Here is a 14,638-nt window from a genome sequence, read left to right as displayed (position 1 = left end):
CCGCGTTCGCCGAGACGGCGGTGCAGGCACCTGCATCGCTACAAGCTCGGCACGCATTGCAATGGAAAACCATGACCGGCGAAGGCAGGCCGCATGCACGGCACGAGAACAGCCTGGTGTCGGTCGGCGACCGTCTCTATCTGATCGGAGGGCGCGATGACCGGCCGCTGGACATCTTCGACACCACAACACGGCGCTGGTCCAAGGGCAGCACGCCGCCGCTGGCGGTCAGCCACGCACAGGCAGTGGTGTCGTCGGGGAAGATCTACTTCGTCGGCGGCCTGACCGGCGACTACCCGGAAGAAGCGGCGCTGACCCACCTGTTGATCTACGACCCCACCACCGACCGCTGGCAGGTGGGTGCGGAGATTCCCGAGGGCCGTCGCCGCGGCGCGGCAGGCGCGGTGGCGCACGCCGGCGTGCTGTACCTGGTGGGCGGCAATACGCGCGGCCACATGAGCGGTTATGTGCCGTGGCTGGATGCGTTCGACACCAGGACGCAGCAATGGACGCAGCTGGCCGACGCACCGCGTGCGCGCGATCATTTCCATGCGGTGGTGCTCGACGGCAAGCTGTATGCGGCCGGTGGCCGCAGGTCATCGCACGAGAGTGGCAACACCTTGGCGCAGACGATTTCCGAAGTCGACGTCTACGACATCCAGCGCGGCACCTGGAGCGTTGCCCCGGCCGCACTGCCGACGCCGCGCGCCGGTGCCGCCGCCATTGCGCGCAATGGCCAGGTGCTGGTCATGGGCGGCGAGAGCACGCGCCAGGTCAAGGCGCACGATGACGTCGAAGCCTACGACCCGGCCACCTCCACCTGGCAGACGCTGGCTGCGTTGCCGCAAGGACGCCACGGCACCCAGGCCGCAACGGTCGGCGGCGATCTATACATCGTGGCGGGCAGCGGCAACCGTGGCGGCGGGCCGGAGCTGGATGATGTGCTGGTACTGCACGGAGGCAGCACGCCGTAGGCCATGCTGACGCCCGCGTGCGGCATGCTGCGAGAGACATGCTTGAAGATTGTGCCTGTGCAGATGCGGATCTAATCTGCTGCATCGTTGTTCAATGTGCAGCGCCAGGGAGTGGTCATGCCAAAACGTGGATCAGATAACCCGCTATCAACGATGCCTGGCGTTGCCGGGCAATTTTCGCTGCCATTGGTACAGGCGGAAGGCGAGCCGGCGACACCGCCACTGCTGGCAGCTGCCGACCCGCGTTACAGCAATTACATCGTCTATGTCGATGAAAGCGGCGACCACGGCCTGGAGTCTGTAGATCCCAACTATCCGGTGTTTGTGCTGGCATTGTGTGTCTGCCACAAAGGCCACTACGCGCAACGCGTGGTTCCCGCCATCGAGTCATTCAAGTTCAGGCATTTCGGGCATGACGTGGTGATTCTTCACGAGCATGACATCCGCAAGGAAAAGGGACATTTCCGCTTCAGTGATCGGTTGGAAAAGACGATTTTTCTGGACGAGCTGACGGGAATCATCGAGCTGCATAACTTCATCCTGATCAGCTGTGTCATCGACAAGACACGGCTGAAGGAAAAAGCCCAGACCGCAGACAACCCCTACCACCTGGCGCTTGCATTCTGCCTGGAAACACTTTTCGAACTGATGCAAGAAAAGAAGCAGGACGATGTTGCAACGCACGTGGTGGTTGAATGCCGTGGCAAGAAGGAAGACCGCGATCTGGAGCTGGAATTCAGGCGGATCTGCGACGACGCAAGCCGCTGGGGCCGGCAACTTCCCTTTACCATCGTCTTTGCGGACAAAAAGGCCAACTCATCTGGCTTGCAACTGGCTGACCTCGTTGCGCGGCCCATCGGGCTATCGGTACTCCGCCCGGATCATCCCAATCGCGCATTCGACGTGCTGCAGCGAAAATTCTTCTGCAAGCAAGGCCGGCGTCAATTGGGTGTCGACTATGAAGGCTGGGGCCTGAAAATTTTCCCGCTGCCAGAAAGCGAAAAGCCCCGGTGATCTCACCGAGGCTATGACGCCGACCGGGAACCCCCAGTCCACTTGGGGTGCGAGTCTAGAGTTCTGGACCCAAGAATTCAAGGTTGCCTGCTACGAAACCTGGTCAGTCAGCACATCGCACCCATCAGCTGTTGTGACTGCTGAAAGCAGAACGATTTGCAACACAGGGCGATGGGTAAAGCTCCATCGCGGCCAGGGCCGCTCCTACTAAAGCGGCGATTGCGCGAACTCCAAGCCAAGCGCCTTGACCCGCACCCGCGCCAGCATCGCGTGGGAGGTCATGTACAGCGTATGGCCGTCGTTGCCGAAGGCGCAGTTGGAGATGGGCTCGCCGGTTTCGATGCGGCCCAGCCTGCGGCCGTCGGGGGCGAACACGATGACGCCGCCGGGGCCGGTGGCGAACAGGTGGCCGTCGGCGGAGACCGCCATGCCGTCGGGCAGGCCGGGCGCGTCCTTGGCCACCAGATCGGAGGCGTCGGCGAACACGCGCTTGCCGGTCACCGCACCGGCTGCGTCGAGCGTGTAGGCCATCCAGATCGGGCGGTCCGGATCGGAATTGGCCACGTACAGGGTGCGCGCATCCGGCGACAGTGCGATGCCATTGGGAAGGCTGAGGCTGTCGTCCAGCAGGTGCACGCTGCCGTCGGTGTCCAGCCGGTAGACACCGTTGAAGCGCAGTTCCTTGACCGGCGAATCGTTCATGCCCTTCAGGCCGTACGGCGGGTCGGTGAAGAACACCACACCATCGCTGCGGCGGACCAGATCGTTGGGGCTGTTGAAGCGACGGCCGTCGAACTGCGTCGCCAGCGGCGTCTTCTTGCGCGTGGCCGGGTCGAGCCTGGCGACGATGCGCGTGCCGGAATCGGCCAGCAACACGGTACCGCCCGGCTCGGCATACAGCCCGTTGGCACCGGCTTCGCGCAGCGTGGCCTGCTCCGGGCCGCTGTAGCCGGATGGCGACAGCAGCACCGACAGGCCTGCGTCTTCGGACCAGCGATAGAGCGTGTTTTCCGGCACATCGGTGAACAGCAGATAGCCACCGTTGCGGACCCAGGCCGGGCCTTCGGACCAGGTGAAGCCTTCGCTGAGCTTCTCGATGCGCGCATCGCCGGCGACCACGTCGCTGAAGCTGCGATCGAAGCTCTGCAGATGCCCGATCGCGGCAAAGCGCGGTGGCGGCACCTCCTTCCTGGTGCAGGCGGCGAGGATTGCCAGTAGCGGAACGGCCAACAGCAGATAGGGCGGCAAGCGCATCGGTCAGTCCAGTAACGAAGTCGGGCCATGATGCCAGCATGCGTGTGCAGGCCTGCTGCGCACGCCGGCGGCCGTGCTAGCGCCCGCTAGCGTGCGCAGGTACCGCCAGCACCGCATCCAGCGCCGGTTTGGGCTGGTAATTGCGATCGAACAGCAGCGGATAGTTGGTACGGCCCGGCACGGGGTAATCGTTCTTCCATGACATGCCGTCGCTGACACCCCACACGCTGACGCGTGCAAGCTTGTCGCGCTTGCGCCAGAACAGCGCAAACAACGCGGCGTAGCGATCGCGCAGCTGCGCCTGCACCTGCGGTGGCAAGCCCTCGCGATACGGGTCGAGAAAGCGCTTGAATTCCGGCAGTTGGAACTGCTTGTGTGCAAGCCCCGTCCCGATGACCTGGCCTTCCCTGGTCAGCGGCAGTACGTCGATGTCCAGTTCGGTGATCATGACCTTGATGCCGAGCGCGGCGTAGGCATCGATGGCGTCCTCGATGTCGCGCAGGCTGGGATAGTTGAGCCCCCAATGTCCCTGCATGCCGACGCCATCGATGCGGATGCCGGATTGCTGCAGCATCCTGACCATGCGCACGATGCCATCGCGCTTGCTCGGCCGCCATGCGTTGAAATCGTTGTAATAGAGCTCCGCATCCGGCGCATACCGTTGGGCAAAGGCGAAGGCGTTGCGCACCACGGTGTCGCCATCGCCCACGCGCTGCACCCAGTTGGTGGGGCGGTAACTGCCGTCTTCGTCGATGATCTCGTTGACCACGTCCCAGGCCTGCACCTTGCCGACATAACGACCCGCCACCAACGCAATATGCTGGCGCATGCGCTCCAGTTGCTGTGCCGGCGTATTGGGCCGGCCATCAGCGGTGGTGAAGAACCAGTCCGGCGTCTGGTTGTGCCACACCAGCGTGTGACCGACCACGAACATGGCGTGATCACGTCCATAGGCGACGAAGGCGTCGGCCGCGCCGAAGTCGGACACGCCCGGGCGCGGGGCGACCACTTCGGCCTTCATCACGTTCTCGGCAGTGACGGCATTGAAGTGGCAGGCGACCAGTGCGGCAGAGGCGGCGTCCTTGCCGGAGACGATGTCGGCATTGACGGCGGTGCCGATCAGAAAGCCATCTGCGTAGGCGTGCCTGAGCGAGGTGCTGCGGGTGTCGCAGTCAGCCAAGGCCGGCACTGCCATGACAGCGCCGATCAGGGCCAGAACAAAACGCAAGCACGCTGCAGGGCGCTCGTGGGTGTGCTGCATCGCCGGATTCCTGTGCAGGTACCGCAGGTATTGCGTGATCGGGAATTCCATCACTCCACCACCACCTGCGCACTGGCCGCTTGCAAGCTGTCGGAGTCCACATGCAGCGTGATGGTGCCACGCGCGCCGGGCTTGGCACGCACGATCGCCATGCACAGCCCATTGAACGCATTGCGCTGCGGCGCGGCGAAGGATTCCAGGTTGGTGGGATCGCCGTTGTCGGTGGCGACCAGCTCGCCCGGGCCGTCGATGCGGAAACGCAAACGATCGCCGGCGGTGGGCGCAGGGCGTCCTGCGCGATCGAGCAAGCGCACGGTGACAAAGCTCAGATCCTGCCCGTCGCCACGGATGCTGCTGCGGTCCGGCGTGACCTGCATGCGCGCGGCGCTGCCAGCGGTTTGCACGCGGTCGTCGGCCCAGGGTTTGCCTTCCTTGTACGCCTGTACGCGCAGCTCGCCGGGCTGGTAGACCACCGCGTCCCAGCGCAGCCGGTACTGCAGCGGACCCTTGCGCTTGCGCCCCTGCGAGACGCCATTGACGAACAGCTCGGCCTCGTCGCCGGAGGTGAACACATGCACCGGCGTGACCTGCCCCTCGCGGCCGGGCCAGGTCCAGTGCGGCAGCAGATGCGCCATCGGCAGGTCGGGGCGCCAACGCGATTGATAGAGCCAGTAGCGATCCTTGGGAAAACCGGCCAGATCGAGGATGCCGGAATAGGAACTGCGCGAGCTGTAGTACGGCGTGGGCTCGCCCAGATAATCGAAGCCGGTCCAGACGAATTCGCCGGCGACATACCGATGCTGGTCCTGTGCCGCGAACACCTTGTCGGCGCTGGCGCCGAAGTCCACCGCATGCAGTTCGTAGGCGCTGACCTGGTGCGCGACCGAATCGCCGCCGCGTCCATCGCGCACCGGCGCGCTGGTGTCCGGCGTCACCGGAAACAGATACACACCGCGGCTGCTCAACGCCGAGGCGGTCTCGCTGCTGAGAATGGGCTTGTGCGGGAACCTGCCATGGAACGCGGGATACTGCGGTTGTTTGCGGATGCGCTCGGTGCCTGCGAATTCCGGCGTGTCGCGGATGCCTTCGCCCTGGTAATTGAGGCTGATGACATCCAGCGCAGCGGGCAACGGCATCTCGGGCGAGGCGTAGTTCATCGCCACCGTGGCAGGGCGCGAGGGGTCTTCCTCGTGCACGATGGCGTGCAGTGTGCGTGCGATCGCCGCACCCTGCTCGCCGGTGTACTGCTCACCGACTTCGTTACCGACGCTCCACAGCATCACCGAGGGATGATTGCGGTCGCGCCGCAGCATCGCGCGCAGGTCCGGCTCGTGCCATTGCGGGAACACCAGGTGGAAATCCAGCGGGGTCTTCTTCATTTCCCAACTGTCGAACACCTCGTCCACCACCAGCAGGCCCATGCGGTCGGTCAGCTCCAGCAGCTCCGGCGCGGGCGGGTTATGGCTCATGCGGACGGCATTGGCGCCCATCTGCTGCAGCAACTGCAGTTGCCGCTCGGCGGCGCGCAGGTTGAACGCCGCACCCAGCGCACCGAGATCGTGATGATTGTTCACGCCACGAATCGGCACGTGTTCGCCGTTGACCAGCAGGCCCTGGTCGGCATCGAACACGATGCTGCGGATGCCGAACGGTGTTTCGTAGCGATCCACCACGTGCCCGTCCTGACTGACCTCGGTCACCGCGATATAGCGGTGCGGGCGCTGGGTCGGCGGCGGGCCCCACAGACGCGGGCGGTCGATCTGCGTGCTGCCCTGCACGCGTGCGCTGCCACCGGCAGGAACCGCAACCTGCATGGCCGCGACGCGCGCGACCGGCTCGCCGCTGCGCGTGCCGCGTGCATCGTCCAGCACATAGATCGCGGTGCTGACCTGCGCCTGCACCGCGCTGCGCGCGGCGTTGTCCAGCGTGACTGCCAGTTGCACCTGCGCGGTGTCGGCCGACACCTGCGGCGTGGTCAGCTGCGTGCCCCAGTGCGCCACATGCAGCGGTGCGGCGCGGGTCAGCCACACATCGCGATACAGCCCGCCGCCCGGATACCAGCGCGCCGAGTCGGGCGGGTTGTCCAGGCGGATCGCCAGCTGGTTGCGCGCACCAAACACCACATAGGGGCTCAGGTCCACGCGCCAGGAGCTGTAGCCATACGGCCAGCCGCCGACCAGCTTGCCGTTGAGCCAGACCGTGGCATAGGCCATCGCACCATCGAGATCGAGAAACAGCGCGCGCCCGCGATCGCTGGCGGGGATGTCCAGGTTCTTGCGATACCAACCCACGCCCCAGCTCGGCAGGCGCCCCATGCCACCGTAGGGACCATCGGCCAGGAACGGCCCTGCGATGGCCCAGTCGTGCGGTAGATCCACGCGCTCCCAGCCGCTGTCGTCGAACTGCGGCTGCACGAAGGCGACGCCGTTGCCGGGGTGGCCGGGCGGGCGGACATGGCGCTTTGCCGGGTCTGCAATCAACGCATTGGCCGTAGGCAGGATCCACGGCTTGAGCACGCGTGTTGCGGCGGCATCGAGGCGCTGCGCCTGCTCGGGCTGCGCGTCGGCCACCTTGCCGTCTTCGCTGCGTAGCACGTGCGGGCGGATGTCGTAGTCCAGGATTTGCCGATTGCCTGGAGGATCGCCGCGATGGAAGCGCCATTGCGCGTTGAGCGAGACACGCTCGCGTGGCGGCGGGGTCGAGGCCGGTGGCGCTGCCAGCGCGGGCACTACCACGCAGATGCAAAGCATCGCGGCACGTGCAAGGCGTGCGCAGTCCCTGCGCGCGCGCATCACCCTCGCCTGCATGCCCGTGTGCGTCATATCGCGCCTCGCTTCGATCATGCGCGTATGCGTGGCCCATCCCGCCCCACCTGCAGGCGTGCAGGCATCGCTGCGTGCTGCCTCGCTCACCCTCACAGCTTGTAGGCCTGCTTGGGCAAGCGATACGCCAGATCGATCGCAACCTCGACCGCCTCGTCCTCATCCAGCCGATGCTCGGCGACCAGCTTGGCGAGAAACGCGCTGTCCACGCGCCGCGCCACATCGTGCCGCGCCGGAATCGACAGGAAGGCGCGGGTATCGTCGTTGAAACCCACGGTGTTGTAGAAACCGGCGCTGGCCAGGGTCTGCTCGCGGAAGCGCCACATGCCCTCCGGCGCGTCATGGAACCACCATGCCGGCCCCAGCAGCAGCGACGGGTAATGCCCGGCCAGTGGCGCCAGCTCGCGGCTGTAGCTGGTTTCGTCCAGGGTGAACACGATCAGGCGCAGGCGCGGGTCGTTGCCGAACCGATCCAGCAGCGGTTTGAGCGCATGCACATAGTCGGTGCGCATCGGAATATCGGCACCCTTGTCGCGTCCGAAGGTCTGGAACAGCTGCCGGTTGTGGTTGCGGAAGCAGCCCGGGTGCAGCTGCATCACCAGGCCATCGTCCAGGCTCATCGCCGCCATCTCGGTCAGCACCTGGGCGCGGAACAGCTCCGCCTGTGCGGGCGTGGCCGCACCGCGCACCACGGTATCGAACAGGCGTTGCGCCTCGGCCGGCGACAGATCGGCGGTGGCCGCGCTGGGGTGGCCGTGGTCGGTCGAGGTGGCGCCATGCGCGGCAAAGAAGGCGCGGCGCTGCCGGTGCGCACGCAGATAGCCTGGCCAGCTCAGCACATCCTCGCCGGTGAGCGCGCCGAACTGCTGCAGCGCGCCGGCAAACTGCTCATGCTCCGGGTCGACCACCGGGTCCGGGCGGTATGCGGTGAGCACGCGCCCCTTCCAGCCGCTGTCGGCAATGGCCGCGTGGTGCTGCAGCGTATCCAGCGGCGACTCGGTGGTGGCAATCACCTCGATGTTGAAACGCGCGAACAAGGCACGCGGGCGGAATGCCGGCGTCTGCAAGGCCGCGCTGATGTGGTCGTAGTACTGATCGGCAGTGCCGGCATCCAGCCGGATGCGCAGGTCGAACACGTCATGGAAGACATGATTCAACCACAACGCTGACGGCGTGCCGCGCAGCAACGTGTAGTGCTCGGCGAATACGCGCCACGCCGCGCGCGGGTCCACCGCCGCGCGCGATCCATCCGCACGCGCAATTCCCAAGGCATCCAGTGCGATGCCCTGGCTGTAGAGCATGCGGAACACGTAGTGGTCCGGCACCAGCAACAACGCGGTGGCATCGGCGAACGGCACGTCGGTAGCGAACCACGCCGGGTCGGTATGGCCGTGCGGGCTGATGATCGGCAGCGCGGCGATCTGCGCGTATAGGCGGCGCGCGATCGCACGCGTGCCTGAGTCGGCAGGGAACAGGCGATCGGCGTGCAGAGTCAGTGGTGTGGGCGTGGGCATAAGTCAGTCAATAAACAGGCGGAAGATGCGTGATGCAGCGCTCACGGCGTTGCAGTGCGGTGCGCGGCTACGTAGCTACGCAGCCAGGTCAGCGCCGGCCGCTCGGTGCCATCGGCCCGGATCAGGTACGCCGCTTCCTTGTCGCGCCACAGGCCGGGGAGAAAGCCCCACAGCGTGATGCCGCGCACGCCGGGATGCTCCCAGAACACCGGGAATACACGTTGGTAGTCGGCCAATTGCTGCGCATCGGTGGGCCCGTCCAGATCGAACTCGGTGATGTAGATCGGCAAGCCGGTCGCAGCCAGTGCATCGAGACTGTCACGATGCACCGACATCGCCACATTCGGCGTGGTCTCGAAGGCGTGCTCCTGCACGCCGATGGCGTCGACCAGTTGCTCGCGCTGCAGCAACTGCACGATCTGCAGGTACTTCTGCGTGGCCTGGGGGCTGTTGGTGATGCTGTAGTCGTTGATCATCAGCCGCGCTCGCGGAAAGTGCTGGCGCGCCAGCCGGAACGACTGCAGCACCCATTCCCATCCGCTGGCGCCGTTGCCGCCCAGGGCCTGCAGATAGTTGCCGCCGCCGGTGTCGTCCTTGCTGGGCGGGTCGTTGAGCGGCTCGTTGACCACTTCCAGCAGGTCGATATCCGGATAGCGCTGCGCCACCGCGGCAAACCACTGCTCGATCTCGCGCCGCTGCTCGGCCGGCCGCAGCGACTTGATCCACTCCGGCTGCTGATTGCCCCACACCATCACATGCATCTGGAACGGCATGCCGTTGGCCTTGGCCAGCTTGTAGGCGGTGTCCAGCCCGCTCCAGTCCATCTGGTCGCGCACCGCTTCCACGCTGCCCCACTTGCCGCTTTTTTCCGGCGTGAGCTTGTTCCAGTACTGCGCAAATCCCGGGGACTGTTGCGGACTGTAGGCGCTGCCCAGGAACTTGGGCGCGCCGGACGCCAGCGGTGCGGCCTGCGCAAGCGTTGCGACGTTCGCTGCCAACAACAACCCGATTGCCAGGGTGCGTAATTGCATGATGATCCCCTCAGGAAGATGCGTTGGCGGTCGGTGCGGCGGCATCTGCCGGCAGCTGCGCCGGCGCCAAGCGTGGCACCAGCATGTGCACCACCGCCAGCGCCAGCAGATACGCCGAGCCTGCCATCAGGAACACCGGCACATAGCTGCCGGTGGCCTGCAGCAGGAACCCGATGAAGGTGGCGATCAGCATGCCACCGACCGCGCCGGCAAAGCCGCCGATGCCGACCACGGTGGCGACCGCATGGCGTGGAAACATGTCCGACGGCAGCGTGAACAGATTGGCCGACCACCCCTGGTGCGCAGCGGTGGCCAGGCCGATCAGGCCGACTGCCAACCACAGGTTATCGGCGCGTGCGGCGAACACGATCGGCACCACCGAGAGTGCGCAGATCAGCATTGCGCTCTTGCGCGCGCGGTTGACGCTCCAGCCGCGCGCGATGAAGCGCCCGGCGACCCAGCCGCCGGCAATGCTGCCGATATCGGCCAGCACGAAGATCACGATCAACGGCGCGCCCAGTTGCAACAGACTCAAGCCGTATTCGGCATGCAGGAACTTGGGCAGCCAGAACAGGAAGAACCACCAGATCGGGTCGGTGATGAACTTGCCCAGCACGAATGCCCAGGCCTGCCGGTGCCGCAGCACCTGCAACCACGACAGCCGCCGCTGCACCGGCGCGTGCGCATCGCTGCGGATATGCGCCAGCTCTGCCGCCGACAGGCCCGGTTGCTGCTCGGGCGGGTGATAGCTCAGCCACCACACCAGCAGCCAGGTGGCGCTGAGCACGCCGGTGAACAGGAATGCCGCCTGCCAGCCCCAGGCGGTGGCGATCAGCGGCACCAGCAACGGTGCGACGATTGCACCGATATTGGAGCCGGAATTGAAGATGCCGGTGGCCAGTGCGCGCTCGCGACGCGGAAACCACTCGGCCACCGTCTTCAGCGCAGCGGGGAAGTTGCCGGACTCGCCCAGCCCCAGAAAGAAGCGCGCGATCGCAAAGCCCACCATGCTGGTGGCCAGCGCGTGCCCCATTGCCGCCAGGCTCCAGATGCCGATCGCCAGCGCGTAACCGACGCGCGTGCCGAAGCGGTCGATCACCGCACCGCTGCACAACAGGCCCAGCGCGTAGGCGGCCTGGAATGCGGTGACGATGTAGCCGTACTGGATCTCGTTCCAGCCGATCTGCGTCTGCAGAAACGGCGCCAGCACGCCCAGCACCTGGCGGTCGACATAGTTGATGGTGGTGGCGGCAAGCAGCAGTGCGCAGACGCGCCAACGCATACGGCCCAGGCGCGCCAGCGTGCCGGCAGCGGCAGCCGCTTGCGGTAACTCGCTCATGTGCGCGAGCGCCACAGCGCTGCTGGACGCAGTGTGCGATGGGCAATCGCGCAACGACCACTGCAGCGCGCTGCCGCGTGTCGAGTACAGCCCGACGGCTGGTTGCCGCGTTCTTCGGTTCGATTCATCGAGCACTGCACCTGCACGAAGGTGGCCTCGCGCCACGGGTGATAGCGCTACCATTATCACGCTGCCGGGCAAAAACCATCGCGCAGTGCAGCACGCCGGTGCGCCGTCCGCAGCCGACACGGTTTCGATCAGTGCCATTGTCGCACCCGCCGCGATGCCTTCCGTCGCCTATGTTGCCCTGCAGCGTGATGTTCTGAATTTGGTAGCGCTAACATCGGCCACCGCTGATCGCCCGTCTCCCCCATCGCACCATCGCCGCGCCGCTGATCGGCAGCGGCACTCCCTGCGCAGGGGCGATGCGTGGGACATCTGCTCACCTGTTAGGGAAGGGATTACGGTGAAGAACAGCTACGCACGAACCGCGTTGTCCTGCGCGTTGGGCCCCATCCTGCTGGGCATGGCCAGCACTGCCGCCTGGGCACAGTCCAGCGCTGCCGACAGCGCTGCCGCCCCCGCACAACCGCCCGCGGCCGCCGCTGCCAGCAGCGATGCGGTGACCCAGCTCGACACCGTCACTGTGTCCAGCTACCGACGCAGCATCCAGTTTTCCACCGACGCCAAGCGCGACTCGGTGGGCTTTGCCGACACCGTGTTTGCCGAGGACATCGGCAAGTTCCCGGACATGAACATCGCCGAGTCGCTCAACCGCATCCCCGGCGTGCAGCTCTCGCGCGACGTCAATGGCGAGGGCCTCAACATCGCCATCCGCGGCCTGGGCACCAGCTTCACCAAGACCACACTCAACGGCGCCAGCATCGCCACCGCCTCGATCGGCCTGAACGCGCAGAACCAGAACCGCGAAGTCGATCTGAACCTGTTTCCCACCGAGTTCTTCACCCAGCTCACCGTCAGCAAGACGCCGACCGCCAGCATGCTCGAAGGCGGCGTCTCCGGCGTGGTGGACATGCGCAGCGCGCGCCCGTTCGATCGCCCCGGCGTGCACTTCACCTATCAGGCCCAGGCGGACTGGAACAGCACCAGCGAAAAGACCACCCCGCGCGGCGCCTTCATGGGCAGCTGGACCAACGAGCAAGGCACCTTCGGCGCATTGCTGGGCGTGGCCTCGGTGCGCGGCAAGCTGGGCGTGCGCGGCTTCGAAAGCGTGGGCTGGACCAATCCCGGCCTCACCTACACCCAATGCGGTCTCACCCCGCCTGCCGGCACCCCGGCCACCAATCAGCCGGCCGCGTGCAACGTCAATGGCGGCGGCAACTGGCGCATTCCCGACCGCGTGCCGGCCACCGCCGGCAACGGCCTGACCACCGGCGAGACCATCGATGCGGCCTGGCTGCTGGCGCGCAACCCGGGCCTGAGCATCGACCAGATCAGCGACGCGCTGATTCCACGGCTGGGCCGCAGCGTCTACATGAATGGCGATCGCGACCGCGATGCCTCGGTGATGTCGCTGGAATGGCGCCCGTCCGACAGCCTGCATTTCTACCTGGACACGCTGTATTCGGAAGCCGAGCGGACCACCGAGCGGATCAGCATGAATCTGATCGGCCGCAACGGCAACATGATCCCGCTCGGCATGCAGCTGGACCAGAACAACGTGGTCACCAGTGCCACGTTTGCCAATGCGCAGTACTTCCTGGAAGCGCGCCCGTATCGCGAGGAGGTCAAGTTCTGGAGCGTCAATCCGGGTGCAGAACTGTTGTTCGGTGCCGATCAGGACATCAAGCTCAACGTGCAGGCCAATGCCACGCGCAGCTGGCTGGAACGCGAGTCGCCCAGCATCCTGGTGACCTCGCCGTTCACCACCGTCGATTACCGCAACGAAGGCGGCGACCGCCCCTCGATCAGCAGCCCGCTCGATCTCAACGACCCCAATCTGGGCTGGGGCTGGAGCGGTGGCCGGGTCAATATCCAGAACGAAAAACGCGTGACCGAAACCCGTGGTGCACGCGCCGACCTGCAGTTCGGCGAAGACAAGCGCAACATCAAGATCGGCGCCGCCTACGACCAGGCCGAGCGCACCATCCGCGGCTTCGACAACAGCATCGCCTGGGAACAGGTGGTGTGCCGCGGTGGCGGCGGCACTGTCTGCAACGGCGGCCCCGGCTCGGCAATCCCGAATGCGGCGCTGGCCGGTTATCTACGCCCCGGCCCGGATGGCTTCATCACTGCCGATTTCAACCGCTTCCTGGCCGACACCAACTATTACGCACTGCGCGATTCCGCACCGGAGACCAACTCCGCCAACACCGGCGCCTCGGCCGGCGGCATCCGCGAAAAAAACTGGGGTTTCTACATCGAAACCAACGCGGAAACCGAAGTGTGGAACCGCACGCTGCGCTTCAATGCCGGCGTGCGCTATGTGACCACCGACCAGACCATCACCGGCCCGGTCACCATCAACGGCATCCGCCGCATCCAGGTGCTGGATTCGGACTACAAGGAAACCCTGCCCTCGTTCAACGCCGCCTGGGACGTGGCCGACAACGTGGTGCTGCGCCTGTCCAGCTCGCGCACGCTCACCCGGCCCGACCCCAGCGCGATGCTGCCCAATACCAACTTCAGCGACCCCTCCGCGCAGACCGCAACCCAGGGCAATCCGAACCTGGCACCGTATCTGTCCACCAACGTGGATTTCGGCGGCGAGTGGTACACCGGCGGCGAAGGCTATGTGGGCCTGACGTTGTTCAACAAGCGCATCAGCGGCTTCACCGTCAACGGCGTGCGGCGCATTCCCTTCAACGACCTGGGCGTGCCCTACGACAGCCTGCTGCCGATCCAGCAGGCCGGCCTGGACCAGCGCGGCGGCCCGAATGCGGCCACCGTGGATGTCCAGACCCAGGTCAACGCCGACGGCGTGCTCAACATCCGCGGCACCGAGGCGATCTGGGTGCAACCGCTGGACCGGCTGGTCGACGGCCTGGGCTTCAGCGTGAACTACACCCATGTCACCCAGTCCTCCGAAGGCGAAGGCATCCCCGCAGTGGCGGTCGGCGTCGCACCCAACCTGTGGAACGGCACCGTGTACTGGGAAAAGGACGCCGCCTCGGTGCGCCTGTCCTACACCTGGAACGACGACATGGTGATCTCCGGCGCCAACCAGAACGGCATTCCCTACGCGCGCCTCAACGCCGATGCGCGCGGGCAGCTGGATCTGTCTGCCAGCTACACGCTGGAGTCGCTGCCGTCCAAGCCGCAGATCACCCTCAACGTCACCAACCTCACCGACGAGCCGCTGCGCACCACCTACGCCTGGCCCAACGCCACCTACGATCTGTACGAGCCCGGGCGCACGGTCATGCTCGGCATCCGCGGTACCTTTTGAGTGCTGTGTCCGCCGGTCGC

Annotated in this window: 8 protein-coding genes and 1 pseudogene; 3 read left to right on the top strand and 6 right to left on the bottom strand. The window is 65.8% G+C overall.

Annotation, left to right across the window (positions count from 1 at the left end; translation table 11 throughout):
* Nucleotides 1-59: 59 nt before the first annotated feature.
* Together FHT08_RS17040 and FHT08_RS17035 are read left to right on the top strand one after the other, a co-directional pair.
* Nucleotides 60-974: pseudogene (locus FHT08_RS17040) on the top strand (kelch repeat-containing protein); the annotation flags it as partial.
* A gap of 117 nt (nt 975-1,091) precedes the next feature.
* Nucleotides 1,092-1,988 carry a DUF3800 domain-containing protein gene (locus FHT08_RS17035; protein ID WP_243849079.1) on the top strand — a complete coding sequence of 299 codons (897 nt, stop codon included), beginning with the start codon at nt 1,092-1,094 and terminating at the stop codon, nt 1,986-1,988.
* 207 nt (nt 1,989-2,195) lie between these two features.
* Here the strand turns inward: FHT08_RS17035 and FHT08_RS17030 are convergent, their stop codons facing one another.
* From FHT08_RS17030 to FHT08_RS17005, 6 genes are all read right to left on the bottom strand, one after another.
* A complete protein-coding gene (locus tag FHT08_RS17030) occupies nt 2,196-3,242 on the bottom strand; it encodes an SMP-30/gluconolactonase/LRE family protein (protein ID WP_104607195.1) in 1,047 nt (348 codons plus the stop codon).
* 76 nt (nt 3,243-3,318) lie between these two features.
* Nucleotides 3,319-4,503 (bottom strand): endo-1,4-beta-xylanase, encoded by a 1,185-nt coding sequence (locus FHT08_RS17025; RefSeq protein WP_166775970.1) that lies wholly within the window; start codon nt 4,501-4,503, stop codon nt 3,319-3,321.
* A 50-nt stretch (nt 4,504-4,553) separates the two neighbouring features.
* Nucleotides 4,554-7,253, bottom strand: coding sequence for a beta-galactosidase GalB (gene galB / locus FHT08_RS17020; RefSeq protein WP_166775968.1), 2,700 nt, complete (start codon nt 7,251-7,253; stop codon nt 4,554-4,556).
* A gap of 164 nt (nt 7,254-7,417) precedes the next feature.
* Nucleotides 7,418-8,839 carry a glucuronate isomerase gene (uxaC, locus tag FHT08_RS17015; RefSeq protein ID WP_166775966.1) on the bottom strand — a complete coding sequence of 474 codons (1,422 nt, stop codon included), beginning with the start codon at nt 8,837-8,839 and terminating at the stop codon, nt 7,418-7,420.
* 41 nt (nt 8,840-8,880) lie between these two features.
* On the bottom strand, nt 8,881-9,870 hold the full coding sequence (locus tag FHT08_RS17010; protein WP_166775964.1) for an endo-1,4-beta-xylanase: 990 nt from the start codon (nt 9,868-9,870) through the stop codon (nt 8,881-8,883).
* A 10-nt stretch (nt 9,871-9,880) separates the two neighbouring features.
* Nucleotides 9,881-11,209, bottom strand: a complete 1,329-nt coding sequence (locus tag FHT08_RS17005) for an MFS transporter (protein ID WP_166775962.1) — start codon at nt 11,207-11,209, stop codon at nt 9,881-9,883.
* Between the two features lie 466 nt (nt 11,210-11,675).
* On the opposite strand from FHT08_RS17005, the gene FHT08_RS17000 reads away from it, so the two are divergent.
* Nucleotides 11,676-14,618 (top strand): TonB-dependent receptor, encoded by a 2,943-nt coding sequence (locus FHT08_RS17000; protein ID WP_166775960.1) that lies wholly within the window; start codon nt 11,676-11,678, stop codon nt 14,616-14,618.
* Nucleotides 14,619-14,638 lie beyond the last annotated feature (20 nt).

Source organism: Xanthomonas sp. CFBP 8151, from assembly GCF_011761885.1.
Classification (GTDB): domain Bacteria; phylum Pseudomonadota; class Gammaproteobacteria; order Xanthomonadales; family Xanthomonadaceae; genus Xanthomonas; species Xanthomonas arboricola_B.
The sequence above is the reverse complement of the archived record's forward strand: the minus strand, read 5'-3'. Positions and strand labels throughout refer to the sequence as shown.

Bases quoted from the DNA above. Each gene is read 5' to 3' on its own strand.
- FHT08_RS17035 (WP_243849079.1), top strand. From the start codon at position 1,092: ATGCCAAAACGTGGATCAGATAACCCGCTATCAACGATGCCTGGCGTT.
- FHT08_RS17030 (WP_104607195.1), bottom strand. From the start codon at position 3,242: ATGCGCTTGCCGCCCTATCTGCTGTTGGCCGTTCCGCTACTGGCAATC.
- FHT08_RS17025 (WP_166775970.1), bottom strand. From the start codon at position 4,503: ATGCAGCACACCCACGAGCGCCCTGCAGCGTGCTTGCGTTTTGTTCTG.
- galB (WP_166775968.1), bottom strand. From the start codon at position 7,253: ATGCTTTGCATCTGCGTGGTAGTGCCCGCGCTGGCAGCGCCACCGGCC.
- uxaC (WP_166775966.1), bottom strand. From the start codon at position 8,839: ATGCCCACGCCCACACCACTGACTCTGCACGCCGATCGCCTGTTCCCT.
- FHT08_RS17010 (WP_166775964.1), bottom strand. From the start codon at position 9,870: ATGCAATTACGCACCCTGGCAATCGGGTTGTTGTTGGCAGCGAACGTC.
- FHT08_RS17005 (WP_166775962.1), bottom strand. From the start codon at position 11,209: ATGAGCGAGTTACCGCAAGCGGCTGCCGCTGCCGGCACGCTGGCGCGC.